Origin of the sequence: Pseudomonas sp. TWP3-1 (assembly GCF_049896625.1) — a bacterium.
Classification (GTDB): domain Bacteria; phylum Pseudomonadota; class Gammaproteobacteria; order Pseudomonadales; family Pseudomonadaceae; genus Aquipseudomonas.
Window position 1 is genome coordinate 32734 of the sequence record NZ_JAFCUQ010000005.1, and the last position, 26138, is coordinate 58871.

At 59.9% G+C, this 26138-nt stretch carries 22 protein-coding genes; 9 read left to right on the top strand and 13 right to left on the bottom strand.

Going from position 1 to position 26138, the window contains the following annotated elements:
• The first annotated feature begins 43 nt into the window (after positions 1-43).
• Positions 44-1330 (top strand): phosphate regulon sensor histidine kinase PhoR, encoded by a 1287-nt coding sequence (gene phoR, locus ACP7BN_RS09025; protein WP_426203750.1) that lies wholly within the window; start codon positions 44-46, stop codon positions 1328-1330.
• Between the two features lie 111 nt (positions 1331-1441).
• Positions 1442-2782 carry a hemolysin family protein gene (locus ACP7BN_RS09030; protein ID WP_426203344.1) on the top strand — a complete coding sequence of 447 codons (1341 nt, stop codon included), beginning with the start codon at positions 1442-1444 and terminating at the stop codon, positions 2780-2782.
• Between the two features lie 180 nt (positions 2783-2962).
• Here the strand turns inward: ACP7BN_RS09030 and ACP7BN_RS09035 are convergent, their stop codons facing one another.
• The 8 genes from ACP7BN_RS09035 to ACP7BN_RS09070 all read right to left on the bottom strand — a co-directional run bounded on the left by ACP7BN_RS09035 (position 2963) and on the right by ACP7BN_RS09070 (position 13720).
• Positions 2963-3859, bottom strand: a complete 897-nt coding sequence (locus ACP7BN_RS09035) for a peptidoglycan DD-metalloendopeptidase family protein (protein WP_426203346.1) — start codon at positions 3857-3859, stop codon at positions 2963-2965.
• A gap of 183 nt (positions 3860-4042) precedes the next feature.
• Entirely contained in the window at positions 4043-4999 is a 957-nt protein-coding gene (locus ACP7BN_RS09040; protein ID WP_426203349.1) for a response regulator, read from the bottom strand.
• Between the two features lie 176 nt (positions 5000-5175).
• Positions 5176-5937, bottom strand: coding sequence for a phosphate signaling complex protein PhoU (phoU, locus tag ACP7BN_RS09045; protein WP_420649314.1), 762 nt, complete (start codon positions 5935-5937; stop codon positions 5176-5178).
• Positions 5938-6011: 74 nt separating this feature from the next.
• Positions 6012-6845 (bottom strand): phosphate ABC transporter ATP-binding protein PstB, encoded by an 834-nt coding sequence (gene pstB, locus ACP7BN_RS09050; protein WP_186531116.1) that lies wholly within the window; start codon positions 6843-6845, stop codon positions 6012-6014.
• A 183-nt stretch (positions 6846-7028) separates the two neighbouring features.
• Positions 7029-8699, bottom strand: a complete 1671-nt coding sequence (pstA, locus tag ACP7BN_RS09055; protein ID WP_426203351.1) for a phosphate ABC transporter permease PstA — start codon at positions 8697-8699, stop codon at positions 7029-7031.
• A 16-nt stretch (positions 8700-8715) separates the two neighbouring features.
• On the bottom strand, positions 8716-10998 hold the full coding sequence (locus ACP7BN_RS09060; RefSeq protein ID WP_426203353.1) for an ABC transporter permease subunit: 2283 nt from the start codon (positions 10996-10998) through the stop codon (positions 8716-8718).
• Positions 10999-11189: 191 nt separating this feature from the next.
• A complete protein-coding gene (locus ACP7BN_RS09065; protein WP_426203356.1) occupies positions 11190-12188 on the bottom strand; it encodes a phosphate ABC transporter substrate-binding protein PstS in 999 nt (332 codons plus the stop codon).
• 233 nt (positions 12189-12421) lie between these two features.
• Positions 12422-13720, bottom strand: a complete 1299-nt coding sequence (locus tag ACP7BN_RS09070) for an MFS transporter (protein WP_426203359.1) — start codon at positions 13718-13720, stop codon at positions 12422-12424.
• A gap of 364 nt (positions 13721-14084) precedes the next feature.
• Here ACP7BN_RS09070 and ACP7BN_RS09075 point away from each other — a divergent pair, with 364 nt between their 5' ends.
• Both ACP7BN_RS09075 and ACP7BN_RS09080 read left to right on the top strand, forming a co-directional pair.
• Positions 14085-14489, top strand: coding sequence for an acyl-CoA thioesterase (locus tag ACP7BN_RS09075; RefSeq protein WP_003229628.1), 405 nt, complete (start codon positions 14085-14087; stop codon positions 14487-14489).
• 57 nt (positions 14490-14546) lie between these two features.
• Complete coding sequence (locus ACP7BN_RS09080; RefSeq protein ID WP_426203361.1) at positions 14547-15446, top strand: D-hexose-6-phosphate mutarotase; 900 nt, start codon at positions 14547-14549, stop codon at positions 15444-15446.
• Between the two features lie 72 nt (positions 15447-15518).
• Here ACP7BN_RS09080 and ACP7BN_RS09085 read toward each other — a convergent pair whose 3' ends face one another.
• From ACP7BN_RS09085 to purE, 4 genes are all read right to left on the bottom strand, one after another.
• Positions 15519-16055 carry a DUF3299 domain-containing protein gene (locus ACP7BN_RS09085; protein ID WP_426203364.1) on the bottom strand — a complete coding sequence of 179 codons (537 nt, stop codon included), beginning with the start codon at positions 16053-16055 and terminating at the stop codon, positions 15519-15521.
• A 90-nt stretch (positions 16056-16145) separates the two neighbouring features.
• The gene (locus tag ACP7BN_RS09090) at positions 16146-16391 is read right to left on the bottom strand and encodes a GlsB/YeaQ/YmgE family stress response membrane protein (RefSeq protein WP_426203366.1); all 246 of its coding nucleotides are present in this window, start codon (positions 16389-16391) and stop codon (positions 16146-16148) included.
• A 110-nt stretch (positions 16392-16501) separates the two neighbouring features.
• A complete protein-coding gene (locus tag ACP7BN_RS09095; RefSeq protein WP_426203368.1) occupies positions 16502-17584 on the bottom strand; it encodes a 5-(carboxyamino)imidazole ribonucleotide synthase in 1083 nt (360 codons plus the stop codon).
• Positions 17585-17594: 10 nt separating this feature from the next.
• Positions 17595-18086 carry a 5-(carboxyamino)imidazole ribonucleotide mutase gene (gene purE, locus ACP7BN_RS09100; protein WP_095081226.1) on the bottom strand — a complete coding sequence of 164 codons (492 nt, stop codon included), beginning with the start codon at positions 18084-18086 and terminating at the stop codon, positions 17595-17597.
• 512 nt (positions 18087-18598) lie between these two features.
• Here purE and ACP7BN_RS09105 point away from each other — a divergent pair.
• Positions 18599-19210: a reprolysin-like metallopeptidase gene (locus ACP7BN_RS09105; RefSeq protein WP_426203370.1), complete on the top strand. Its 612-nt coding sequence runs from the start codon at positions 18599-18601 to the stop codon at positions 19208-19210.
• A gap of 208 nt (positions 19211-19418) precedes the next feature.
• Here the strand turns inward: ACP7BN_RS09105 and ACP7BN_RS09110 are convergent, their stop codons facing one another.
• Positions 19419-20330 (bottom strand): LysR substrate-binding domain-containing protein, encoded by a 912-nt coding sequence (locus tag ACP7BN_RS09110; protein WP_426203372.1) that lies wholly within the window; start codon positions 20328-20330, stop codon positions 19419-19421.
• 180 nt (positions 20331-20510) lie between these two features.
• On the opposite strand from ACP7BN_RS09110, the gene ACP7BN_RS09115 reads away from it, so the two are divergent.
• The 4 genes from ACP7BN_RS09115 to ACP7BN_RS09130 all read left to right on the top strand — a co-directional run bounded on the left by ACP7BN_RS09115 (position 20511) and on the right by ACP7BN_RS09130 (position 26072).
• Entirely contained in the window at positions 20511-21935 is a 1425-nt protein-coding gene (locus tag ACP7BN_RS09115; RefSeq protein ID WP_420649323.1) for an aspartate ammonia-lyase, read from the top strand.
• Between the two features lie 487 nt (positions 21936-22422).
• Complete coding sequence (locus tag ACP7BN_RS09120) at positions 22423-23871, top strand: alanine/glycine:cation symporter family protein (protein ID WP_420649324.1); 1449 nt, start codon at positions 22423-22425, stop codon at positions 23869-23871.
• 99 nt (positions 23872-23970) lie between these two features.
• Positions 23971-24975 carry an asparaginase gene (locus ACP7BN_RS09125; RefSeq protein ID WP_426203375.1) on the top strand — a complete coding sequence of 335 codons (1005 nt, stop codon included), beginning with the start codon at positions 23971-23973 and terminating at the stop codon, positions 24973-24975.
• Positions 24976-25079: 104 nt separating this feature from the next.
• Positions 25080-26072, top strand: coding sequence for an AraC family transcriptional regulator (locus tag ACP7BN_RS09130; RefSeq protein ID WP_426203377.1), 993 nt, complete (start codon positions 25080-25082; stop codon positions 26070-26072).
• Positions 26073-26138 lie beyond the last annotated feature (66 nt).

The window sequence follows — 26138 nt, forward strand, 5'->3', positions numbered from 1 at the left end:
ATTTTCCGTGAACCAAAACTGGCATGGCACCCTGATTCGCCACATGCTGCTGCTGGTCACCGCCTGCCTGGTGATCGGCCTGATCACCGGTTTCTACGGCTGGAGTCTGGCGGTAGGTCTGGGCCTGTATCTGGCCTGGACGCTCAAGCAACTGCTGCGCCTGCACGAATGGCTGCGCCTGCACCAACCCGATGAAGCACCGCCCGATGGCTATGGTCTGTGGGGCGAGGTGTTCGACAGCATCTACCACCTGCAACGCCGCGACCAGCGGGTGCGCGGACGTCTGCAAGCGGTGATCGACCGGGTTCAGGAATCGACTGCCGCGCTGAAAGACGCGGTGATCATGCTCGACAGCGAAGGCAACCTCGAATGGTGGAATCGCGCTGCCGAAACCCTGCTCGGCCTGAAGACTCCGCAAGACAGCGGCCAGCCGGTGACCAACCTGGTGCGCCATCCGCGCTTCAAGGAATATTTCGAGCAGGACAGCTACGCCGAGCCGCTGGAAATCCCTTCGCCGACCAACGATCGCCTGCGCATTCAGCTGTACATCACCCGCTACGGCAACAACGAACACTTGATGTTGGTGCGCGACGTCACGCGTATTCATCAGCTTGAGCAGATGCGCAAAGACTTCATCGCCAACGTTTCCCACGAACTACGCACGCCATTGACGGTGATCTGCGGCTATCTGGAAACCCTGCTCGACAACGTCGAAGAAGTGAATCCACGCTGGACCCGCGCCTTGCAGCAGATGCAGCAACAGGGCGGACGCATGCAGACCCTGCTCAATGACTTGTTGTTGCTGGCCAAACTGGAAGCCACGGATTACCCGTCGGACAACCAGCCAGTGCCAATCGAGGGCTTGCTGCAATCGATCAAAAGCGATGCGCAGCAATTGTCCGGGCAGAAAAACCAGAGCATCACGCTGGAAGCCGATCCGCGAATTCTGCTCAAGGGCAGCGAAGCGGAATTGCGCAGTGCGTTTTCCAATCTGGTGTTCAACGCGGTCAAGTACACCCCGGCCGAGGGCAATATTCGCATTCGCTGGTGGGGTGACGACCAGGGTGCGCACCTGAGCGTGCAGGATTCCGGGATCGGCATCGACAGCAAACACCTGCCGCGCCTGACCGAGCGCTTCTACCGCGTCGACTCCAGCCGCAACTCCAATACCGGCGGCACTGGCCTCGGGCTGGCGATCGTCAAACACGTGTTGCTGCGCCATCGCGCGCGCATGGAGATCAGCAGCGTGCCGGGCCACGGCAGCACCTTCACCTGCCATTTCGCCCCGGCGCAGGTCGCGCAATCGCTAGTGATCAGCGCCGCTGAGTAGAGCGGCACTAGGCAATCGGCCGGTCAGCCGCTACATTGGCTGACTCGCGCCTGCCTTTCAGGCGCTGAAATACCTCTCTTTTGAATTACTCGGAACCCGCAAAACTCCATCATGGACCCTTCCCCTGGCTTGTCCCTCGCTACGATATTCGCCGATTTCGGCATGATTCTTTTCGCTCTGATCCTGGTTTTGCTCAACGGCTTCTTCGTTGCGGCGGAATTCGCCATGGTCAAACTGCGCTCGACCCGGGTCGAAGCCATCGCTGAACAGAACGGCTGGCGCGGGCATATCCTGCGCACCGTACATAGTCAGCTCGATGCGTACCTCTCGGCGTGCCAGCTCGGTATCACCCTCGCCTCCCTGGGCCTGGGCTGGGTCGGTGAGCCGGCGTTCGCGCACATTCTCGAGCCCCTGCTGGAAAGCGTTGGCGTGCAGTCGCCCGAAGTGATCAAAGGCGTGTCGTTCTTCGCCGCGTTCTTCGTCATTTCGTACCTGCACATCGTGGTCGGCGAGCTGGCACCCAAGTCGTGGGCGATCCGCAAACCCGAGCTGCTGTCGCTGTGGACGGCCGTGCCGCTGTACCTGTTCTATTGGGCGATGTACCCGGCGATCTACCTGCTCAACGCCAGCGCCAACGCGATCCTGCGTATCGCCGGCCAGGGTGAACCCGGCCCGCACCACGAACACCATTACAGCCGCGAAGAACTCAAACTGATCCTGCACTCCAGCCGTGGCCAGGACCCGAGCGACCAAGGCATGCGCGTATTGGCTTCGGCGGTGGAAATGGGCGAACTGGAAGTGGTCGACTGGGCCAACTCCCGCGAAGACTTGATCACGCTTGAGTTCAACGCGCCGCTGAAGGAAATCCTGGCGATGTTCCGTCGCCACAAGTTCAGCCGTTATCCGGTGTACGACAGCGATCGTCAGGAGTTCGTCGGCCTGCTGCACATCAAGGATCTGCTGCTGGAACTGGCCGCGCTGGACCACATTCCCGAGTCGTTCAACCTTGCTGAACTGACCCGTCCGCTGGAGCGCGTATCGCGGCACATGCCGCTGTCGCAGTTGCTGGAGCAGTTCCGCAAGGGCGGCTCGCACTTCGCCGTGGTTGAGGAGGCGGATGGCAACATCATCGGCTACCTGACCATGGAAGACGTGCTGGAAGTGCTGGTCGGCGACATTCAGGACGAACACCGCAAGGCTGAGCGCGGGATCCTCGCGTATCAGCCGGGCAAGCTTCTGGTACGCGGTGATACGCCGCTGTTCAAGGTCGAACGCCTGCTCGGCGTGGACCTCGACCACATCGAAGCCGAAACCCTCGCCGGGCTGGTCTACGAAACCCTGAAACGGGTGCCGGAAGAAGAGGAAGTACTGGAAGTCGAAGGTTTGCGGATCATTATCAAGAAGATGAAAGGCCCGAAAATCGTACTGGCCAAGGTGTTGATGCTGGATTGATCGCTGAGAGCCGGCTCCTGTGGCGAGGGAGCTTGCTCCCGCTGGGCTGCGAAGCAGCCCCAAACCCTATACGGCATTCAATCAGTGAGACTGCGTAGACCAGCATTACGACTGCTGCGCAGCCGAGCGGGAGCAAGCTCCCTCGCCACAAAAGCCCTCTGCATTTGAGCCGTATCGTAGCTATTTTTTGCCCAACGCAAAGTTGGGCAATGCCCCCAGTGGCTGGTTGAACTGATACGGAATCGACACCAGCCCCAGCCCGGTATTGCGCTGCACTACGAAGTGCAGATGCGGTCCGCTGCTGTTGCCGGTGTTGCCTGACAGCGCCAGCGCGCTGCCCACCGTTACTCGCTGACCCTCGCGCACACTCACCGACCCTTGCTTGAGATGCAGATACACGCCCATCGTGCCGTCGTCGTGCAGCACCCGCACGAAGTTTCCCGATGGATCGCTGCCACGCCCGCTCTGCGAGTTCTCGGTTTTCACCACCACCCCTGCCCGCGCGGCAATGATCGGCGTGCCGACCGGCATGGCGATGTCCATCGCATAGCGATTCTTCGGCCCGAAGTGGCTGTACTGGCCCTCAGCGCCCTGACTCAGACGGAATGGCCCGCCACGCCACGGTAACGGATAGCGATAGCTCTGCGCGGCGCCTGCGGGGTCGCCCAGCGAATACTGGAATTGCGGGCTATACACCAACGGCTTGCCGCCAGTGATCGCCGTCAGCAGCGCCAGCCGTGTGTTGCTGCGCGCCGGCAGCACCCGGCGAATGGTTTGCTTCGGGACACCACGCACGTTGCTCAGGCCGGTGAACGCCAGCGCAATCTCCACCGGCGCATACAGATCGTTGCGCACGAACACCACGTCCATGCCCTTCTGCTTCTTGATGTCGAGATACACCTGACGCTCAAGGCGCTCGACCATGCGGTCCTGAAACACGAACACCTTCGCGCCTTTGCTCGGACGGTCGCTGTACGAGACCACTCCGTTGGCATCGGTGGATTTGTAGATAGTCATGGCCACAGCCGAGGTGCAGGCCATGAACAGACCACAGAAAAACAGCAGGCGCGCGAGCATGGGCAAAGATTCTGTCTGAGTAAGGCCTGAAAAAGAGCCTAGCAGGTGAGACAGACCAAGGTAGTGGAGAGATGTTTCAAATCTGGCAGAGCGCAAAGCAAAAGATCGCAGCCTACGGCAGCTCCTACATTGGAATGCGATCCCTGTAGCTGCCGGAGGCTGCGATCTTTTCGGGCGCCCCGATTACGCGCCTGGAACGAAGTGCTTCTGCGCTGTGCCGCGGGCGATCAGGCGGGAGATGTAGTCGAGCTTCTGTGCGTCCTGGTCGACGAAGCGGAAGGTCAGTTGCAGCCAGTCGCTGTCGGGTTTCTGCTCGAAGGCGACGATGGCGTGCAGGTAGCCGTTGAGGCGGGCGATTTCGGCGTTGTCGCCTTGCTCCAGGTCGAGCACAGCGCTGTCGAGGATCTGTGGCAGGGTGTCGGTGCGTTTCACCACCAGCAGCGCTTCCTTGATGCTCAAGGCCTTGATCACGCATTGCTGGGTACCGCTCGGCAGGCGCAACTGGCCTTGGCCGCGACCGCTGGCTGGCGACGACGCGGGCACAGGCGCCTTGACCGGCGGGCTGTTCAGCAGGCCACGTTGCGGGGCGGCAGCAGGTGCCGGGGCCGCAGCGACAGGCTTGGCGAACGGGTTGACCACCGCAGCAGCCGGGGCGCCGCCGACTACAGCAGCTTTGCCGCCAGTCAGTGCGCTCAGGGAATCATTGCCGAACGCCGAGTTCATCTTGGTTGGCGCGCTGTTCATCAAGGTGTCGAGTTTGCCGACCTTGTTCAACGCCTGCTTGACCTTGGTCAGCAGTTGCTCGTTGGTGAACGGCTTGCTGACGTAGCCGGAAACGCCGGCCTGAATCGCCTGCACCACGTTTTCCTTGTCGCCACGGCTGGTGACCATGACGAAGGGCATGGTCTTGAGGTTGTCTTGCTCGCGGCACCAGGTCAGCAGTTCCAGACCGGACATTTCCGGCATTTCCCAGTCGCACAGGACCAGGTCGAACGCTTCCTTGGCCAGCATGGCCTGAGCCTTTTTACCGTTGACGGCGTCCTCGGTGCGGATCCCCGGGAAGTAATTACGCAGGCACTTTTTCACCAGGTCACGAATGAACGAAGCATCGTCCACGACCAACACACTGATCTTGCTCATCCAACACCCCTATTAAAATCCCGGCAAGCATAACGCTGGCTGATGGCACATTGCCAAAACTCTTCAGTCACGCCGGGACTTTTCGTTCGCGGGTGCTGCTTTTTAATTCGATTGATTGAAAAGCACCGGAAACAAAAACGCCCGGCCAAAGGGCCGGGCGCTTTTCTCAGGCAATCTTACTTATCGTCAACTTCGCCCGGAACATTAGCGGTTTCGCCACTTGTGCCTTCAACTTCTTCCTTCATGCGCTTGAGGCCCATGTGGCGCACGTCGGTGCCGCGCACCAGATAGATCACCAGTTCCGAGATGTTACGCGCGTGATCGCCGATGCGCTCCAGCGAACGCAACACCCAGATAATGCTCAAGACCCGCGAGATAGAGCGCGGGTCTTCCATCATGTAGGTCGCCAGCTCACGCAAAGCGGTCTTGTACTCACGGTCGATGATCTTGTCGTACTGCGCCACCGACAATGCCAGGTCGGCGTCGAAACGCGCAAACGCATCGAGCGCATCGCGAACCATGTTGCGCACCTGGTCGCCGATGTGGCGAACCTCGACGTAACCACGCGGCGCTTCGCCTTCTTCGCACAACTGAATCGCACGGCGGGCGATCTTGGTCGCTTCGTCGCCAATGCGCTCAAGGTCGATTACCGACTTGGAAATGCTGATGATCAGACGCAGGTCGGACGCCGCTGGCTGCCGACGAGCGAGAATGCGCAGGCATTCTTCGTCGATGTTGCGTTCCATCTGGTTGATCTGATCGTCGATCTCACGCACTTGCTGAGCCAGGCCCGAATCGGCCTCGATCAGTGCGGTGACTGCGTCGTTGACCTGCTTTTCCACCAGACCGCCCATGGCCAGGAGGTGGCTGCGCACCTCTTCCAGCTCGGCGTTGAATTGCGCGGAAATGTGGTGGGTAAGACCTTCTTTACTAATCATCTTGGCGTCCTTGGAGCGTCCGGTAAGGTGCGGCGGGCCGCAGCGTCAATTCAGTGAGCGACAACCAGCATCTGCTAGCCGTAACGACCGGTGATGTAGTCTTCGGTCTGCTTCTTGGCCGGATTGGTGAACAGCGTGTCGGTGTCGCCGAATTCCACCAGTTTGCCCATGTACATGAACGCCGTGTAGTCCGAAACCCGCGCAGCTTGCTGCATGTTGTGGGTCACGATGACGATGGTGAACTTGGATTTCAGCTCGTAGATCAGTTCTTCGACTTTCAGGGTCGAGATCGGGTCAAGGGCCGAGCACGGTTCGTCGAGCAGCAGCACTTCCGGCTCGACGGCGATGGTGCGCGCAATCACCAAACGTTGCTGCTGACCACCGGAAAGGCCGAGTGCCGACTCGTGCAGACGGTCTTTGACCTCGTCCCACAGCGCCGCGCCTTTCAACGCCCACTCGACCGCTTCGTCGAGGATGCGCTTCTTGTTGATGCCCTGAATGCGCAGGCCGTAAACCACGTTTTCGTAGATGGTTTTCGGGAACGGGTTGGGCTTCTGGAACACCATGCCGACACGACGACGCAGTTCGGCAACGTCTTCGCCCTTGCGATAGATGTTGTTGCCGTACAGGTTGATCGCGCCTTCGACCCGGCAGCCGTCAACCAGATCGTTCATGCGGTTGAAGGTGCGCAGCAGCGTGGACTTGCCGCAGCCGGACGGGCCGATGAAGGCGGTCACGCGCTGTTTCGGAATGTTCATGCTGACGTCGAACAGCGCTTGTTTCTCGCCGTAGTACAGGCTCAGGCCCGGCACTTCGATGGCCACGGTTTCCTGCGCCAGGTTCAGGCTCTGCTTGTCGCGACCCAGGGCGGACATGTTGATGCCGTGAGAGTGTGTTTCGTGCTGCATGGGAAATCCCCTGTGCTAACAAATCCGGTTCGTTTAACCACTGGCCTGGCCAATGGGTACTAAAAATCTGTGGCTTGCGCCGATCCTTGTGGGAGCTGGCTTGCCAGCGATGGCATCACCGCGGTGCTACTGGCAGACCGAGTTGCCTGCATCGCTGGCAAGCCAGCTCCCACAGGGTTTGTGTTAACTGTCCAAAGCTTTGTATTTCTCGCGCAGGTGGTTGCGGATGTACACGGCCGACAGGTTCAACGTCGCGATCACCAGCACCAGCAACAGCGCCGTGGCATACACCAGCGGTCGTGCCGCCTCGACGTTCGGGCTCTGGAAGCCGACGTCATAGATGTGGAAGCCCAGGTGCATGATCTTCTGATCGAGGTGCAAGTACGGGTAGTTGCCGTCCACCGGCAGCGACGGCGCCAGTTTCACCACACCCACCAGCATCAGCGGCGCCACTTCACCCGCAGCACGGGCCACGGCGAGAATCATGCCGGTCATCATCGCCGGACTGGCCATCGGAATGACAATCTTCCACAAGGTTTCGGCCTTGGTTGCGCCAAGCGCCAGCGAGCCTTCACGCACGGTACGCGGAATACGCGCCAGACCTTCTTCAGTCGCGACGATCACCACCGGCACCGCCAGCAGCGCCAGGGTCAGCGATGCCCAGAGCAGACCCGGCGTACCGAAGGTCGGTGCCGGCAGCGCTTCAGGGAAGAACAAGCGGTCAACCGAGCCGCCCAACACGTAAACGAAGAAGCCCAGGCCGAACACGCCGTAAACAATCGCCGGAACACCCGCCAGGTTGTTCACCGCAATCCGGATGATCCGGGTCAGGGTGTTCTGCTTGGCATATTCACGCAGGTACACCGCCGCCAGCACGCCGAACGGGGTAACGATCATCGCCATGATCAGGGTCATCATCACCGTGCCGAAAATCGCCGGGAAGATCCCGCCTTCGGTATTCGCTTCGCGCGGGTCATCCGAGAGGAATTCCCAGATCTTGCTGAAGTAGAAGCCGATCTTGGTCATCGTGCCCATGCCGTTCGGCTGGTAGGCGTGAACCACTTTGCCCAGACTGATTTCCAGCTCTTTGCCGTTGGCATCACGAGCGGTCAGTGCGTCGCGGTTGAACTGCGCATGCAGATCGGCCAGCCGCGCTTCGATGTCCTGATAACGCGCATTGAGTTCGGCGCGCTCCGACTCCATGTCCGCCTGAGCGGTGGCGTCGAGCTTGCCTTCCAGTTCCAGTTTGCGGCTGTGCAGACGGATGCGTTCGAGGCCGGCGTTGATCGCGCCAATATCGGTTTTTTCCAGCGACTTGAGCTGCGCGGCGAGATCGTTCACACGGTTGATCCGCGCTTGCAGTTCCGGCCACGCCGCTTCGCCTTCGGCGATGACCTTGCCGTCCTGCTTGACGTTGACCAGGTAGCCGTAGAAGTTGCCCCACTCGCGACGTTCGATGGCCATCAGCTCAGGCGGCGTGGTCTGGTTGGTCAACCAGTCACCGACGATCCAGGTGAAGTCGTTGCCATTCAAGTCACGGTTACCGACCTTGATCAGCTCGCGGGTCATGAATTCCGGGCCGGCGTCCGGTACCGGCAGGCCGGCGCTCTTCAGACGGGCGCGCGGCACTTCTTCCTTCTGCACCACTTCGCCGACCACAAGGTGCTGGGCCTGGCCCGGCACGTCGTAGCTGGCGTGGATCAGATCCGCCGGCCAGAAGTGACCCAGACCGCGCACGGCAATCACCGCCAGCAGGCCAATGGTCATGATGACCGCGATGGACACCGCGCCACCGCTGATCCAGACGCCCGGGGCGCCGCTCTTGAACCATCCTTTCAGGGAGTTCTGTTTCACAGACTTCTACCTTTGCTTAAAGCGACGAGTATTTCTTGCGCAGACGCTGACGAATCAGCTCCGCGAGGGTGTTCATGACGAAGGTGAACAACAGCAGCACCAGCGCCGAGAGGAACAGCACGCGGTAGTGGCTGCCGCCGACTTCCGACTCGGGCATTTCCACCGCGACGTTGGCGGCCAGCGTGCGCAGGCCTTCGAACAGGTTCATTTCCATGACCGGGGTGTTACCGGTGGCCATCAACACGATCATGGTTTCGCCGACCGCACGGCCCATGCCGATCATCAGCGCCGAGAAAATACCCGGGCTGGCGGTCAGAATGACCACGCGAGTCATGGTCTGCCATGGCGTGGCACCCAGTGCCAGCGAACCCAGGGTCAGGCCGCGCGGCACGCTGAACACGGCGTCTTCAGCAATCGAGTAGATGTTCGGGATCACCGCAAAACCCATGGCCAGACCGACTACCAGAGCGTTGCGCTGGTCGTAGGTAATGCCCAGATCGTGGGAGATCCACATGCGCATGTCGCCGCCGAAGAACCAGTTCTCCATGAACGGGCTCATGTACAGCGACAGCCAACCGACGAACAGAATCACCGGGATCAGCAACGCACTTTCCCAACCATCCGGGACGCGCAGACGGATCGACTCAGGCAGGCGGCTGAAAGCGAAGCCTGCGACCAGGATGCCAATCGGTAGCAGCATCAGCAGGCTGAAGATGCCCGGCAGATGCCCTTCCACATACGGCGCCAGGAACAGACCGGCGAAGAAACCGAGGATCACCGTCGGCATCGCTTCCATCAGCTCGATCACCGGCTTGACCTTGCGGCGCATGCCCGGAGCCATGAAGTACGCGGTGTAGATCGCAGCGGCAACCGCCAGTGGCGCCGCCAGCAGCATCGCGTAGAACGCAGCTTTCAGGGTGCCGAAGGTCAGTGGCGACAGGCTCAGTTTCGGTTCGAAATCTGTGTTGGCCGCGGTCGATTGCCAGACGTATTTAGGCTCGTCGTAGTTCTCGTACCAGACCTTGCTCCACAGCGCACTCCACGACACTTCAGGGTGCGGGTTTTCCAAAAGCAGCGGTTGCAGCTTGCCGCCGGCCTCGACGATCACGCGGTTGGCGCGCGGCGACAGACCGAACACACCCTGCCCTTCGACCACTTGATCGACCAGCAAAGTACGGTGCGCGGTACTGTGGAACACGCCGAGCTTGCCGCTGGCGTCGAGGGCGAGGAAGCCCTTGCGACGTTCTTCGGCAGAGATTTCAACGATCGGCGACTTGCCCATCTGGAAGGTACGAATCTGCTTCAGGCGCAGCTCGCCATCCGGGTCGCGGGCCATGAACCACTGCGCGAGACCACCGGTGGAGTCACCGACGATCAGCGAAATACCACCGACCAGTTGCGTGGTGGCGGTGACTTCGGCGTCGCCGTTTTCCAGCAGTTTGTAGCGACCGTTGAGGCTCTTGTCGCGCAGGCTGAACACGTCGGCCTGAGCACGCCCGTTGACCACGTACAGCCACTGCTGACGCGGGTCGACGAAGATGTTTTTCACCGGCTCTGTCATCTGCGGCAGATCGATACGCTTCTGCTCGTTGGTGACTTCGCCGGTCATCAGGTTTTCTTCGCTGGTCAGCGACAGCACGTTGAGCTGCGAACCGCTGGAGCCGACGAGCATCAGCGTTGTGTCGGTGGCGTTGACGCTGACGTGCTCCAGCGCACCGCCGCTTTCATTCAACGCAATCGGCGCTTCGCCATACGGATACTCGATAGCAGGGCTGATGGTTTTCTTGCCATCGGGGTAGCTGACTTTGTAGGTGTGGCGGAACACCAGCGCCTGGCCGTTGGACAGACCCACGGCGACCAGCGGATGACCTGGCTGGTCTTCCCCGATGGAGGTCACGCTGGCGCCTGCCGGCAATGGCAGATCGACGCGCCTTAATTCAGCGCCACTGTCGATGTCGAAGAACAATGCCTGGCCCTTGTCGGAAACGCGCATGGCCACCTGATTCTGCTCTTCGAGCGAGATCATCAGCGGCTTGCCGGCGTCCTGCATCCAGGCCGGGGTGATCGCGTCTTGCGCGCTCAGGTCGGCACCTTTGAACAGCGGCGCAACCACGTAGGCGAGGAAGAAGAAGATCAGCGTGATCGCTGCCAGCACCGCCAGACCGCCGACGAGGACGTACCAGCGAGTGAAGCGATCCTTGAGCGCACGGATACGGCGCTTGCGTTGCAGCTCAGGCGTATTGAAATCAATGCGCTTGGGAGGATTATTAGTCATTTGGGAATTGGCCAGATCATTCATGCGCTCACCCTAGCGATCCTGTATGACAGAAAGATGACAATGCAGTGACGCAGCAAATCCACCGCCAGCGGGACTGGAGGAGGATCAGAAGAATTCGAAGGTTTTCAGGACCTGTGCAGGAGCTGTCGAGTGAATCTCGACAGCTCCTGCAGGGTTCCTGCAGGTTCGGGGCTTAGCCCGAACCTAAGGTGTTACTTCTTTGCGACAGCGCCGCCTTCCTGCAGACCCAGGTCAGCCAGTGCTTTTGCAGCAACCTTGGCTGGCAGTGGGATGTAGCCGTCTTTGACCACAACTTCCTGACCCTGCTTGGACAGAATCAGCTTCACGAACTCGGCTTCCAGCGGGGCCAGAGGCTTGTTCGGGGCTTTGTTGACGTATACGTAGAGGAAACGCGACAGCGGGTACTTGCCGTTCAGGGCGTTTTCTTCGGTGTCTTCGATGAACTCGGTGCTGCCTTTCTTGGCCAGAGCAACGGTTTTCACGCTAGCGGTCTTGTAGCCGATGCCCGAGTAACCAACGCCGTTCAGCGAAGAGCTGATCGACTGCACAACCGAAGCCGAGCCTGGTTGTTCGTTGACGTTAGGCTTGTAGTCACCTTTGCACAGGGCTTCTTCCTTGAAGTAGCCATAAGTGCCGGATACCGAGTTACGACCGAACAGTTGCACCGGCTTGTTGGCCAGGTCGCCGGTCACACCCAGGTCGCCCCAGGTTTTCACGTCGGCTTTTGCGCCGCACAGACGAGTGGACGAGAAGATCGCGTCAACCTGTTCCATGGTCAGGTGCTGGATCGGGTTGTCCTTGTGAACGAATACAGCCAAGGCATCCACGGCAACCGGGATTGCAGTTGGCTTGTAGCCGTATTTGGTTTCGAAAGCCTGCAGCTCGTTGTCCTTCATCTTGCGGCTCATCGGGCCCAGGTTAGCGGTGCCTTCAGTCAACGCAGGTGGCGCGGTCGACGAACCGGCGGCCTGAATCTGGATGTTTACGTTCGGGTATTCTTTTTTGTAGTTCTCAGCCCACAGGGTCATGAGGTTAGCCAGAGTATCGGAGCCGACGCTGGACAGGTTGCCCGACACACCAGTGGTCTTGGTGTAGCTCGGGATCGCAGGGTCAACAGCGGCAACCGCGTTGGCAGTCGCAACGCCAGCAGCGACAAAAGTCATTGCCGCCATCAAACGCTTCAGTTTCATGCCTTACTCCTAGCAGATAGGGTGTGTTAAGTCGGGGCCAAGTATCAGCAGGCCGTGTGAACACTCTATGGCTGAAATATGACAATTGGATGAAAGGCCAGCATTCGGAGTTTTTACAGGATGATTCATTCGACCCTAATCGCTAGCAGGCTAGCTCCCACATGGAGATGCATTCCCATGTGGGAGCTAGCCTGCTAGCGATTGGGCCGGTACAGCTGCCGATAATTTCCGGATCAGCGCCCCTTATTCCACAGCCACGCCCCCACCAGAATCCCCATGCCGCAGAGCACTGCCACATAGTAAGCAGGTCCCATCGGGCTTTCTTTGAGCAGCAGGCTGACGACCATAGGAGTCAGGCCGCCGAAGATCGCGTAGGCGACGTTGTAGGAAAACGACAAGCCGCTGAAACGCACGACTGGCGGGAATGCTTTGACCATCACGTACGGCACCGCGCCGATGGTGCCGACCAGGAACCCGGTCAGCGCATACAGCGGGAACAGCCAGTCCGGGTGATCGGCGAGGCTGTGATAGAAGGTCCACGAGCTGATCAACAGACCAAGGCAACCGAAAACGAACACTCGACCGGCGCCGAAGCGATCGGCCAGTGCGCCGGAGATAATGCAGCCAATACTCAGGAACACAATGGCCAGGCTGTTGGATTGCAACGCCATGGTCGGCGAGAAGTGATAGACCGTCTGCAGCACGGTCGGAGTCATCAGGATCACCACGACGATCCCGGCCGACAGCAGCCAGGTCAGCAGCATCGAGATTGCAATCGCCCCGCGATGATCGCGCAACACCGCGCGCAACGGCACTTCCTCAGCCAGCGCCTTGCGCTGTTGCAGTTCGGCGAACACCGGGGTTTCGTGCAGCCAGCGGCGCAGGTAGACCGAGAAAAGACCGAACACGCCGCCGAGCAGGAATGGAATCCGCCAGGCGTAGTCCGAGACTTCCACTGGCGTATAAATGCTGTTGATCGCGGTGGCGACCAGCGAGCCGAGCAGGATGCCGGCAGTCAAACCGCTGGTGAGGGTGCCGCAGGCGTAGCCCATGTGCCTTTGCGGAACGTGTTCGGAAACGAAGACCCACGCGCCCGGTACTTCACCGCCAATCGCCGCGCCCTGGATCACGCGCATCACCAGCAGCAGGATCGGCGCCCACATGCCGATCTGTGCGTAAGTCGGCAGCAGCCCCATGATCAGGGTCGGCACGGCCATCATGAAAATGCTCAGGGTGAACATTTTCTTGCGCCCCAGCAGGTCGCCGAAGTGCGCCATGACAATGCCGCCCAGCGGCCGCGCGAGGTAACCGGCGGCGAAGATGCCGAAGGTCTGCATCAGGCGCAGCCACTCCGGCATGTCGGCCGGGAAGAACAGCTTGCCGACTACAGTGGCGAAGAACACGAAGATGATGAAATCGTAAAACTCCAGCGCGCCCCCCAAGGCCGATAGCGACAGAGTCTTGTAGTCATTGCGGGTCAACGGTCGTGCGGGTTGGTCGGGCTGCGCGAGGCTCGAAGGCGCTGAGGTCATGGCGAGGTCTTCTCTTATAGTCGGATCTGCCGCCACAACAACGCTGGCTGTGGCTCGGGCAGGTTCGGCACCATAGCAAATTGTTCGAAAAAGCACATAGAGGCGCGTAATTGACGGTCGAAATGAGAACCGGACGGTCGTCGCGGAGTCTACCGACCGATATACTCGCAACCTGCACCGGTTTGTAAGGGGTTGCTGTGCGAAAACGTCGCTGGAGACGTCAGTCGGTTTCGCAGAGTTTCCCTCTCAGGCGCCTTATGGAAAACGTGACGAACGTAGTATGTTCGGTGCTGAATCGTTTTTCCCGAAGACGGCTACCACCAGCAGCACCAAAGAAGAGTCACGGGTCAGAGGCACCCCCGGCATGATAGAGCTCGAACAAGAAGATCCGATCCCGCAAGGCGACCTGGCCCTGCAAATCACCGCACTCCCGCGCGAAACCAACGGCTTTGGCGATATTTTCGGCGGCTGGCTGGTAGCGCAGATGGATCTGGCCGGCACGGCCATGGCCAGCCGCGTGGCCGGTGGCCGCGTCGCCACCGTTGCGATTGACCGCATGGCGTTCCTGGTGCCGGTCGCCGTTGGCGCGCAATTGTCCTTTTATACCCAGACCCTGGAAATCGGCCGCAGCTCGATCCAGATGATGGTCGAGGTGTGGAGCGACGATCCGCTGTCCAGCGAGTGGCGCAAGGTCACCGAAGCGGTGTTTGTGTTCGTCGCCATTGATGGCAGCGGTCGCACCCGGTCGGTTCCGCCGCGCGCGCGTTAAACATCGCGGCCGTTCTGCGGTCGATAGTCGTCCAAGTGTCTGATCGAGAGCCGTCCCATGAGCACGCCCAATGTTGAAGCCGTGAAACTCGATGAACTGAACTGCTGGCGCATTCGCCACGGTCAGGCAGAAGTGCTGGTGGCCCAGCAAGGCGCGCACATTCTCAGTTATCAGGTCGACGGCCAGCCGCCGCTGATCTGGCTCAACGACAAGGCCGAGTTCAAGACCGGCAAGAGCATCCGCGCCGGCGTGCCGGTGTGCTGGCCGTGGTTCGGCATCTTCGCGCGCAACCCCGAAAGCGTTCAGGCGATGCGCACCAGCGCAGAACCTGCTGGCGCTCACGGTTTTGTCCGGGCGATGGACTGGGAGTTGGGTGGCATCGAGGCTGAAGGCGATGGCCTGAAGGTCGAATTCAAGCTGCCGTACCCTGAAGGCGGTTTTCCCGGCTGGCCGCATCAGGTGGATCTGACGCTGACGTTGCGTCTCGATGATCAGTTGCACATCAGCCTGAGCAGCCATAACCGTGGCAGCGAAACCGTCAGCCTCAGTCAGGCGCTGCACACTTACTTCGCCGTCAGCGATGTGCGCAATGTGCGCGTCGAAGGTGTGGATGGTCTGGATTACATCGAAACGCTGGACGACTGGAACACGCATACCCAGCAAGGTGATCTGCGCTTTGCCGGGGAGACCGACCGCATCTATCTGAATGCGCCGCCGCAGTTGAGCATCGTCGATCCGGCGTGGGAGCGGCAGATTGTGCTGACCACCACCGGTTCGCGCACGGCGGTGATCTGGAATCCGTGGATCGACCGCGCCGCTGCACTCAGTGATATGGCCGAGGACGGCTGGCAGCGGATGTTGTGTATCGAGACGGCGAATGTGATGGGTGATGTAGTGAGCCTGGCGTCCGGCGCCAGTCACACGATGGGCGTCAGCATCGGTTCGAAACCGCTCTAGGCCACAGCGCAAATCCAATGTAGGAGTGCGCCTTTGTGGCGAGGGGTTCACTCTAGATTTGTTCGGTACGTGTTAGAGATCAGATTCTTCAACCACCCGCACTTTATCGGCATCCAGGGCATACGCCGCATCGGCCAGATCATTGCTGACCTTCTCGACCTTCAGAGTGCCTGTCACCCATAACGGCGTGTAGATGTCGTCCAGCTTCAAACCTTTCGGATACCGCACCAGCACCAGTTGATTCGGCGGCGGTGGTGGCACGTGGATGCACGCGCCCGGATACGGTACGAGGAAGAACAGCGTGCTGCGACCTTTGGCGTCGGATTCCAGCGGCACCGGATAACCACCGATGCGGATGTGTTTGTCGTTCATCGACGCCACGGTTTTGGTGGAATACATCACCGCCGGCAGACCTTTGGCCTGCTTCATCCCGCCCTTCTCGGTGAAGGTGCCGGTAGCTTCCGGGGAGTCGTGGTCGATTTCAGGCATGGCCTCGAGGGCTTTCTGATCCGACTTGGGCATCAGGTCGAGCCAGTCGGTTTCCGGCAATTCGCCGGCGTGGGCCAGACCGCTGCCCAGCAAAAGGAGAGTCAATAAAAGACGGCGCATGAGGGGGCTCGGTATATAGAAGGGTATGCACAACGCCGAGCATTCTAGCCCTCCCGAACCGATTGGCCGAGAGGGCTTTGACGCTTTGGATCAGTTCTTTTTGATCAGGCCGTAGATCACCAGCAACACGACCGCACCGACCAGCGCGCCGAGGAAACCTGCGCCTTCGCCCGCGCGATAGATGCCCAGAGCCTGGCCGCCGTAAGTGGCCGCCAGCGAACCGCCGATACCGAGCAGGATGGTCATGATCCAGCCCATGCTGTCATCGCCCGGTTTCAGGAACCGAGCCAGCAGGCCGACGATCAAGCCGATAAAGATGGTTCCGATAATTCCCATGGCATTTCCCTCTGATTTGGTAGATATGCCAAAGCCTAGTCAGACTTTGGCATCCTGCCATGAGAGAACGGCGGCCCGTAATGGTTCCGCCGCTGCCACATGAAACTGTTTTACTCGGCGATCAGCGCCTGGACCTTGCTGATCTGCTGCTTGAGGGTCGCCATGTCGGCGCAGCGCAGGTTAGCGTGACCGACCTTGCGTCCTGCCTTGAAGGCCTTGCCGTAGTGGTGCAAATGGCAATCTTCAATCGCGATGACTTTTTCAACCGGTGGAACTGCACCGATGAAATTGAGCATCGCGCTTTCGCCAACCTTGGCTGTCGAACCCAGCGGCAGACCGGCAACGGCCCGCAGATGGTTTTCGAACTGACTGCACTCGGCACCTTCGGTGGTCCAGTGCCCGGAGTTATGCACGCGCGGGGCGATTTCGTTGGCCTTGAGGCCACCGTCGACTTCAAAGAACTCGAACGCCATCACGCCGACGTAATCCAGCTGCTTGAGCACGCGGCTGGAATAGTCTTCGGCCAGGGCCTGCAACGGGTGATCGGTGCTGGCGACCGACAGTTTGAGAATGCCGCTATCGTGAGTGTTGTGCACTAACGGATAGAACTTCGTTTCGCCATCGCGAGCACGCACAGCAATCAGCGACACTTCACCAGTGAACGGCACGAAGCCTTCCAGCAGGCAGGCAACGCTGCCCAGCTCGGCGAAGGTGCCGACCACATCTTCCGGCTTGCGCAGGACTTTCTGACCCTTGCCGTCGTAACCCAGGGTGCGGGTTTTCAGCACGGCCGGCAGACCGATTGCAGCGACTGCGGCATCCAGATCGGCTTGCGACTGAATGTCAGCAAATGCCGGGGTCGGAATCCCCAGATCCTTGAACATGCTCTTCTCGAACCAGCGATCACGCGCGATGCGCAGGGCTTCGGCGCTCGGGTAGACCGGGACGAATTGCGAGAGGAATGCCACGGTTTCAGCCGGAACGCTTTCGAATTCGAAGGTCACCAGATCAACTTCATCGGCGAGCTGGCGCAGATGATCCTGATCGCCGTAATCGGCGCGCAGGTGTTCGCCCAATGCGGCCGCGCAAGCGTCCGGCGCCGGGTCGAGGAAAGCGAAGTTCATGCCCAGCGGAGTGCCCGCCAAGGCCAACATGCGACCTAACTGGCCGCCACCGATTACACCGATCTTCATCTCAACAACCTCAGGCAATACGTGGGTCTGGATTGTCCAGGACGCTGTCTGTCTGCTCGGCACGGAAGGTTTTCAGCACCGCGTGGAATTGTGGATGCTTGGCGCCGAGGATGCTCGCCGAGAGCAGCGCAGCATTGATCGCTCCGGCCTTGCCGATGGCCAGAGTAGCGACCGGAATGCCTGCTGGCATCTGCACAATGGACAGCAGCGAATCAACGCCCGAGAGCATCGACGACTGCACCGGCACGCCCAGCACCGGCAGGTGGGTCTTGGCCGCACACATGCCTGGCAAGTGGGCCGCGCCACCGGCACCGGCGATGATCACCTCGATGCCACGGCTTTCGGCCTCTTCGGCGTACTGGAACAGCAGATCCGGGGTGCGGTGGGCAGAGACCACTTTCACCTCGTAAGGGATGCCGAGCTTTTCCAGCATATCGGCGGTGTGGCTAAGGGTGGACCAATCGGACTTGGAGCCCATGATCACGCCAACCAGTGCACTCATCGTCGTGCCTCTTCTCTCTGGGCGCCCGCAGGCGCGTCAAAAACGACAAGCCACGCAGAAATGCGTGGCTTGTTGTAGGAAAAATGGCCGGGCGAACCGGCCGAAGGCCGCGCAGTATACCGCAATGAAAGCAATAAACAGCCCCCGTCACGACCATCTGTCTTGTGCCCGGAACTACACATTTTGCTGACTCGAGGTTCAAGAATATTTCTTCGATTTTTCATGCGTGAAGCATGGTCTACACATTGAATGGAGGAGCGTACTTAAACTTCCGTATGACGTCATGCAATAAAATTCAAAACATTCTCAGAGCATCAATAAAAACCAAATGATATAAAGCAACCCCACATTTAAAACACAGGGAATCAAATAGTAAACACAAGGATGCTGATATTGCACAGCCAACAAATCTATATTGAAAACACTTCCAAAAACCCAATGGCAGAATAGTCGAAACCATCAGACCTGCCCACAACTACCAAGCTAATTGAAATCATCAAAAGGATTTGAACATGGCCAACCAGCCTTTAACACTGAATGTCTTCATGCATGAGGACTTATCGAACTACAGCAGACAAAAATTGTACGAAACCCATTTCTCCTGGTTTGCCGACGAAATCCAGAACTGCTCCAACCGTAAATTAACAGTCAATATGTTCGCTCCGTCAGAAGCAAAGGCCTTGAGTGACTGTGATTATAAAAACATCTCTTCCACTGTTACTTTGGCCGCCTGGAAAGAAAAGTTAAACAACAATTTTGGCCCCCAACTCCTGCATGACTCGCACACACGATTCAACAAGTATTTATTGCTGACCCGCAATAATATAAACCAAAGCATACTGGGTATCGCCCAATTCAAGGGCTATGCGGGTATAGCTTCAATAACAAGTGACATGACCCCTGCTCACGAAGCAGGCCACATGTTCGGTGCAACCCATGCAGACAGCGAGGTTCTGTACAACGGTTGGTGGAGCGAAACGGTCATGACTGCTGAATCCTCACCATTACGTGGTAATGCCAACCGTTTTAGCGATAAAAACAGACAGAACATTCGTAACTATCTCAACGGGCCAATCATCAGAACAAGTACGCCACGTCCCGATGATGATGATGATGATGACTGAAACTGATTTACACCCGTGGCACTTCTGATCATCCAATCCACATCACAATTACCCTGACAACCTGTACCCATCCGGGTTAACCACAGAAAAAGCCAGAAAGGCTGTCTGGGGTACCTGGAAACACAGCCCTTTTGGTCAACAGCGACTGAGCGCTCTTCCAGCGGCCAGGCAGAGGCGAGAAACAACTTGCGCCTCTGCTTTCTTTCACTCAGTTATTACCGCTCGCCGCACCGCCCTCCAACTTGCGCCACAACAACCGCACATTGGCCTTGCGCACCAGCGCGCAGCGATACAGGCGAATCTCCAGCGGCACATGCCATTGCGGACCGCCACAGACCACCAGTTCGCCACGGGCGAGTTCATTGCGCACGCTCAGTTGTGGCACCCAGGCGATGCCGAGACCTTCAAGCGCCATGCTCTTAAGGCTGTCGGCCATCGCGGTTTCATAGATGGTGGTAAAGCGCAGTCCACGCTGGCGTAGCAAACCGTTGACCGAACGACCGAGAAACGCCCCGGCGCTGTAAGCCAGCAGCGGCACACTGTGCTCGCCTTCGAGATCGAACAACGGCTTGCCATCGGCGTCCGCCGCGCACACCGGAAGCATTTCGGTCTGGCCCAGATGCAGCGACGGAAAGATCTCCGGGTCCATCTGCATCGCTGCGTCCGGGTCGTAGAAGGCCAGCATCAGATCGCAGCCACCTTCACGCAGCGCGTGGACCGCATCGCCTACGTTGGTTGCCACCAACCGCGTGGCGATGTTCAGTCCGTCGTTGCGCAGTTGTGCGATCCAGCGCGGAAAGAAGCCCAATGCCAGCGAGTGCGCCGCCGCCACTTGAATCACCTCGCCCTGCCCGCCCTCCAGATGATGCAGATGCCGCAGCACTTCACCGAGCTGTTCGACCACGGTGCGCGCGGTCACCAGAAACAACTGCCCCGCCGCCGTCAGTTCGATCGGCGTGCGCGAGCGATTGACCAGCGTCAGCCCCAGCGCCGCTTCTAGACTACGAATGCGCCGACTGAACGCCGGTTGCGTCACGAAGCGGCGCTCCGCTGCTTGCGAGAAGCTGCGGGTGGCGGCCAGAGCACTGAAGTCCTCGAGCCATTTGCTTTCCAGATTCATCCTGTCCTCCCGGACACGCACCAAAACAGGTCACACGTCTGCCGCACACGCGGCGTCACACGGGCATTATGCCGAATATGCATAGGGCAGCGCTTAACAGCATTGGCCCAAAATTTCCCACAAGCCTAGCATTCGCAGCGTTCCGGCACAGACCGGGTCCATATCGAGATGATTTCCATCATGTCCTCCGCTGCATCATTCCGCACAGAAAACGACCTGCTTGGCGCCCTCGAAGTACCGGCTCAAGCGTATTACGGCATCCAGACCCTGCGAGCGGTGAACAACTTCCGCCTCTCGGGCGTTCCGATTTCGCATTACCCGAAACTGGTTGTTGGCCTGGCGATGGTCAAACAGGCCGCCGCTGACGCCAACCGTGAGCTGGGTCACCTGAGCGAAGCCAAACACGCTGCCATCAGCGAAGCCTGTGCACGTTTGATCCGCGGCGATTTCCACGAAGAGTTCGTGGTGGACATGATTCAGGGCGGCGCTGGCACTTCGACCAACATGAATGCCAACGAAGTGATCGCCAACATCGCACTGGAGGCCATGGGTCACCAGAAAGGCGAATACCAGTACCTGCACCCGAACGACGACGTGAACATGGCGCAGTCGACCAACGACGCCTACCCGACCGCGATCCGTCTGGGTCTGCTGCTGGGTCACGACGCGCTGCTGGCCAGCCTCGACAGCCTGATTCAGGCATTCGCAGCCAAGGGTCAAGAATTCAACCACGTCCTGAAGATGGGTCGTACCCAGCTGCAAGACGCCGTGCCGATGACCCTCGGCCAGGAATTCCGTGCTTTCGCTACCACCATGGGCGAAGACCTGGCCCGTCTGAAGACGCTGGCCCCGGAACTGCTGACTGAAGTCAACCTGGGCGGTACCGCGATCGGCACCGGCATCAACGCCGACCCGCGCTATCAGGCACTGGCTGTCGAGCGTCTGGCACTGATCAGCGGTCAACCGCTGGTGCCAGCGGCCGACCTGATCGAAGCCACTTCCGACATGGGCGCCTTCGTGCTGTTCTCCGGCATGCTCAAGCGCACCGCGGTCAAGCTGTCGAAGATCTGCAACGACCTGCGTCTGCTGTCCAGCGGCCCGCGCACCGGCATCAACGAAATCAACCTGCCGGCACGTCAGCCCGGCAGCTCGATCATGCCTGGCAAGGTCAACCCGGTTATCCCGGAAGCCGTGAACCAGGTGGCGTTCCAGGTCATCGGTAACGACCTGGCCCTGACCATGGCGGCCGAAGGCGGCCAACTGCAATTGAACGTGATGGAGCCGCTGATCGCCTTCAAGATCTTCGACTCGATCCGTCTGCTGCAACGCGCCATGGACATGCTGCGTGAGCACTGCATCGTCGGCATCACCGCCAACGAAGCGCGCTGCCGCGAACTGGTCGAACACTCGATTGGTCTGGTTACCGCACTGAACCCGTACATCGGCTACAAAAACGCCACGCGTATCGCCGGCCTCGCTCTGGCCAGCGGCCGCGGCGTGCTGGAACTGGTGCGCGAAGAAGGCCTGCTCGACGAAGCCATGCTCGCCGACATCCTGCGCCCGGAAAACATGATTGCTCCGCGTCTGGTTCCGCTCAAAGCCTGAGCCGACGCGTTATTGGTAGCACCGCTCACCAGGTCGAGGGACTAGACACCTCTCACCTTTTGAGGGCTTGGGGACTCAGTCTCCAAGCCCTTTTTTTTAACTTGTTTGCGGGATATGCCTCTGAATGACTTGTGTTTTTGATACCGCCAAGATCGCAGCCTTCGGCAGCTCCTACAGAGTTTGACGTACACCTGTAGAGGCTGCCGAAGGCTGCGATCTGTTGATTTTGCAGCACCTCGTTTCGTCGCTTGCACCACTACCGTGCAGACGGGCGCCGCACTGATCGGTATAGTGCCGCCCCTCTTCGCGTGAGCGGTCGTCGGTAACGAGGCCACAACCCATGCGAAACCCGAACTAATAACAAACCCGCGAAATGGATCCGGGACGAAACCCTCGCCTCGCCTGTCGTGCCGCGCGCAGACCGGTGTAACGCGATGTTTCTGAACATCCAGAATTTGCTTACACAAAAAACAGCGAGGAAAAATCCATGCTCGAAGTCATCAACGACTTCCTCTCAGGGAAAGTACTGATCGTGCTCATTGTCGGGCTCGGTAGCTACTTCACGATTCGCTCGCGTTTCGTTCAATTGCGCCACTTCTTCCACATGTTCGCGGTGTTCCGCGACAGCCTGAAAAGCAGCGCCGGGCAACTCAGCTCGTTCCAGGCCCTGATGCTCAGCCTCGCCGGCCGCGTCGGTGCAGGCAACATCGCCGGTGTCGGCATCGCCGTGACCCTCGGTGGGCCAGGTGCGGTGTTCTGGATGTGGGTGACCGCACTGGTCGGCATGTCCAGCAGCTTCTTCGAATGCTCCCTCGGCCAGCTCTACAAACGTACGGATGCCGACGGCACCTACCGTGGCGGCCCGTCCTACTACATCCAGCACGGTCTGCAGAAGCGCTGGTTGGGTATGGTCATGGCGTTCCTGTTGCTGGTGACCTTCGGTTTCGCCTTCAACGGCCTGCAAGCTCACGCCGTGACGCACTCGCTGAACAACGCCTTCGGTCTCGACACTACCTACACCGGCCTCGGTCTGGCGGTGTTGCTGGGCCTGGTGTTCATCGGCGGGATCAAGCGCATCGCCAAGGTCGCTGACCTGCTGGTGCCGGTGAAAACCCTGGTCTACATCGGCGTGACCGTTTACGTGATCGTGCTGCAATTCGACCACGTGCCGGCCATGTTGATGACGATCGTCAAAAGCGCCTTCGGTCTCGACCCGGCGTTCGGCGGTCTGATCGGCAGCGCCATCGTGATGGGCGTGAAGCGTGGCGTGTTCGCCAACGAAGCGGGTCTGGGCAGTGCGCCAAACGTGGCCGCCGTGGCTTCGGTTGAACACCCGGTTGCGCAAGGCGTGGTTCAGGCGTTCAGCGTGTTCCTCGACACCTTCGTGATCTGCACCTGCACCGCGTTGCTGATCCTGCTCTCGGGTTTCTACACCCCGGGCTTCGAAGGCGACGGCATTGCCTTGACCCAGAACTCGCTGGCCGCCGTGGTCGGTGACTGGGGCCGCATGTTCATCTCGGTCGCACTGGCGTTGTTCGTGTTTACCTCAATCCTCTACAACTACTACCTGGGCGAGAGCAACCTGCGCTTCCTGATCGGTGAAAACCGCAAGGCGCTGATCGGCTACCGCGCATTGGTACTGGTGTTGATCTTCTGGGGCGCCATCGAAAACCTCGGCACCGTGTTCGCGTTCGCCGACATCACGATGACCATGCTGGCGTTCGTCAACCTGATCGCGCTGTTCATGCTGTTCAAGGTCGGCATGCGCATCCTGCGTGACTACGATGACCAGCGCGCAGCGGGCATCAAGACCCCGGTGTTTGATTCGAGCAAGTTCCCGGATCTGGACCTGGATCTGAAAGCCTGGCCAGCCAATCCGCCGGCTGTCACCAAGACTGAAAAACAGCCGCAAGGCGTACCCGCAGCGCAACGCTGATCGGGTAAAAACCGGGCGCACTCCACGCGCCCGGCGTGACACAGCGTGTGGTCGGCGTCATGCTCGACCGCACGCTGTCATCGTTCAGGAGAACTCCCCATGAATTCCTCGACCTACCCTGCCGCTCAGCACGTCATGGTGCTCTACACCGGCGGCACCATCGGCATGCAGGCCAGCGCCAACGGCCTGGCCCCGGCCTCCGGTTTCGAAGCGCGGATGCGCGATTACCTGCACAGCCAGCCTGAGCTGGTGCTGCCGCAGTGGCGTTTCCGTGAGATGTCGCCGCTGATCGACAGCGCCAACATGACACCGGCCTATTGGCAGCAACTGCGTGAAGCGGTGGTCGATGCGGTGGATGTGCAGGGCTGCGACAGCGTGCTGATCCTGCACGGCACCGACACCTTGGCGTACAGCGCGGCAGCCATGAGTTTTCAATTGCTCGGCCTGCATGCCCGCGTGTGCTTCACCGGTTCGATGCTGCCGGCCGGGGTCACCGACAGCGATGCCTGGGAAAACCTTGGAGGCGCACTGGTCGCCCTCGGCCAGGGCCTGGCGCCGGGCGTGCATTTGTACTTCCACGGTGAACTGCTGGCACCGACTCGCTGCGCGAAAGTGCGCAGTTTTGGTCGGCACCCGTTCAAACGTCTGGAGCGTCAGGGTGGCGGCGTGAAAGCTGCGTCCGTGCCAGCCGCGCTGAACTACAACCAGCCCAAGCAATTGGCGAACGTCGCGGTTCTGCCGTTGTTCCCCGGTATCAGCGCCGGAGTTCTGGATGGCTTGCTCGACAGCGGCATTCAGGGGCTGGTGCTGGAGTGCTACGGCAGCGGCACCGGGCCGAGCGACAATCCCGAATTCCTCGCCAGCCTCGGCCGTGCGCGGGACAGCGGCGTGGTGGTGGTTGCGGTGACGCAGTGCCATGAAGGCGGGGTTGAACTGGATGTGTACGAGGCTGGCAGCCGTTTGCGCGGGGTTGGCGTGTTGTCCGGTGGCGGCATGACCCGTGAGGCGGCGTTTGGCAAATTGCATGGATTGCTCGGCGCGGGGCTTGCAACCGCTGAAGTACGCCGACTGGTCGAACTCGACCTGTGCGGCGAACTCATCTGACACAACACGATCCCCAGGTGGGAGCCAGCAGGCTAGCCCCCACCAGGATATCTTCCGGCATATAACTTGCTGCGTTCCAGTCATCCCAAGGCTGGAAGTCGCCCATGCTCCACTCCCACCTCACGACCCTCAACGCCGTCTCGCTGGTGCTCAACACCTTCAAGGCCCAAGGCCTGTCCAGCGAGGCGTTGCTGGCCGGCAGCGGCATCAGTGCGGCGGATCTGAGCCGTGCCGATACACGCATCACCACCAATCAGGAGATGCAGGTCTGCGCCAACGCAGTCGCGCTCAAGCGTGACATCGGCCTCGAACTGGGGCGGCGCATGCATGTTTCGTCCTACGGCATGCTCGGTTATGCACTGCTCACCAGTGCCACCTTCGGTGACGCTTTGCGCTTGGCGATCCGTTATCCGGCGCTGTTGGGAACACTTTTCGAGCTGAGTCTTGAGGACGACGGCGAGCGCGTCTGGTTCGTCGCGGCCGATTATCGCGAGAGCCCGGCGATGGCGGTGTTCAATGCCGAATTCTGTCTGGTCTCGCTGAAGGTCATTTGCGACGACCTGCTTGGGCACGCGCTGCCACTGCTCGCCACCCGCTTCGAACACGCCGCGCCGGACTACCGCGACAGCTACGCCGAACACTTCGCCTGCCCGCTGCACTTCGCGGCCAAGGACAACGCCTTCGCCTTCGACCGGCGCTGGCTCGATCAGCCGTTGCCGCTGGCCGACGTCATTACCCATCAGGCCATGGCCGAACGCTGTCGCAAGCAGAACACCGAGTTCACCGGCCGCCAGGCGTGGCTGGGGCGGATTCGCCAGTTGCTTGGCGCACAACTCAACGCCGCACCGGGGCTGGAAGGTCTGGCGCAACAGATGAAGTGCTCACCGCGCACGCTACGCCGGCACCTCAAGGATCTGGGGTGCAGCTATCAGGAACTGCTCGACGAATTACGCTTCGAACGCGCCAAGCAAATGCTCTGCGAAGAGCATCTGCCGATCTACCGCATCGCCGAAACCCTGGGCTTCAGCGAGACCGCAAGTTTCCGCCATGCATTCGTGCGCTGGAGCGGCGTGGCGCCGAGTCAGTTCAGGCCTTGAGATAAATCACGCAGCGCGCGGCCGACTGCACTACATTACGCGGCCAATTAATGTCGCTGGCGTTTT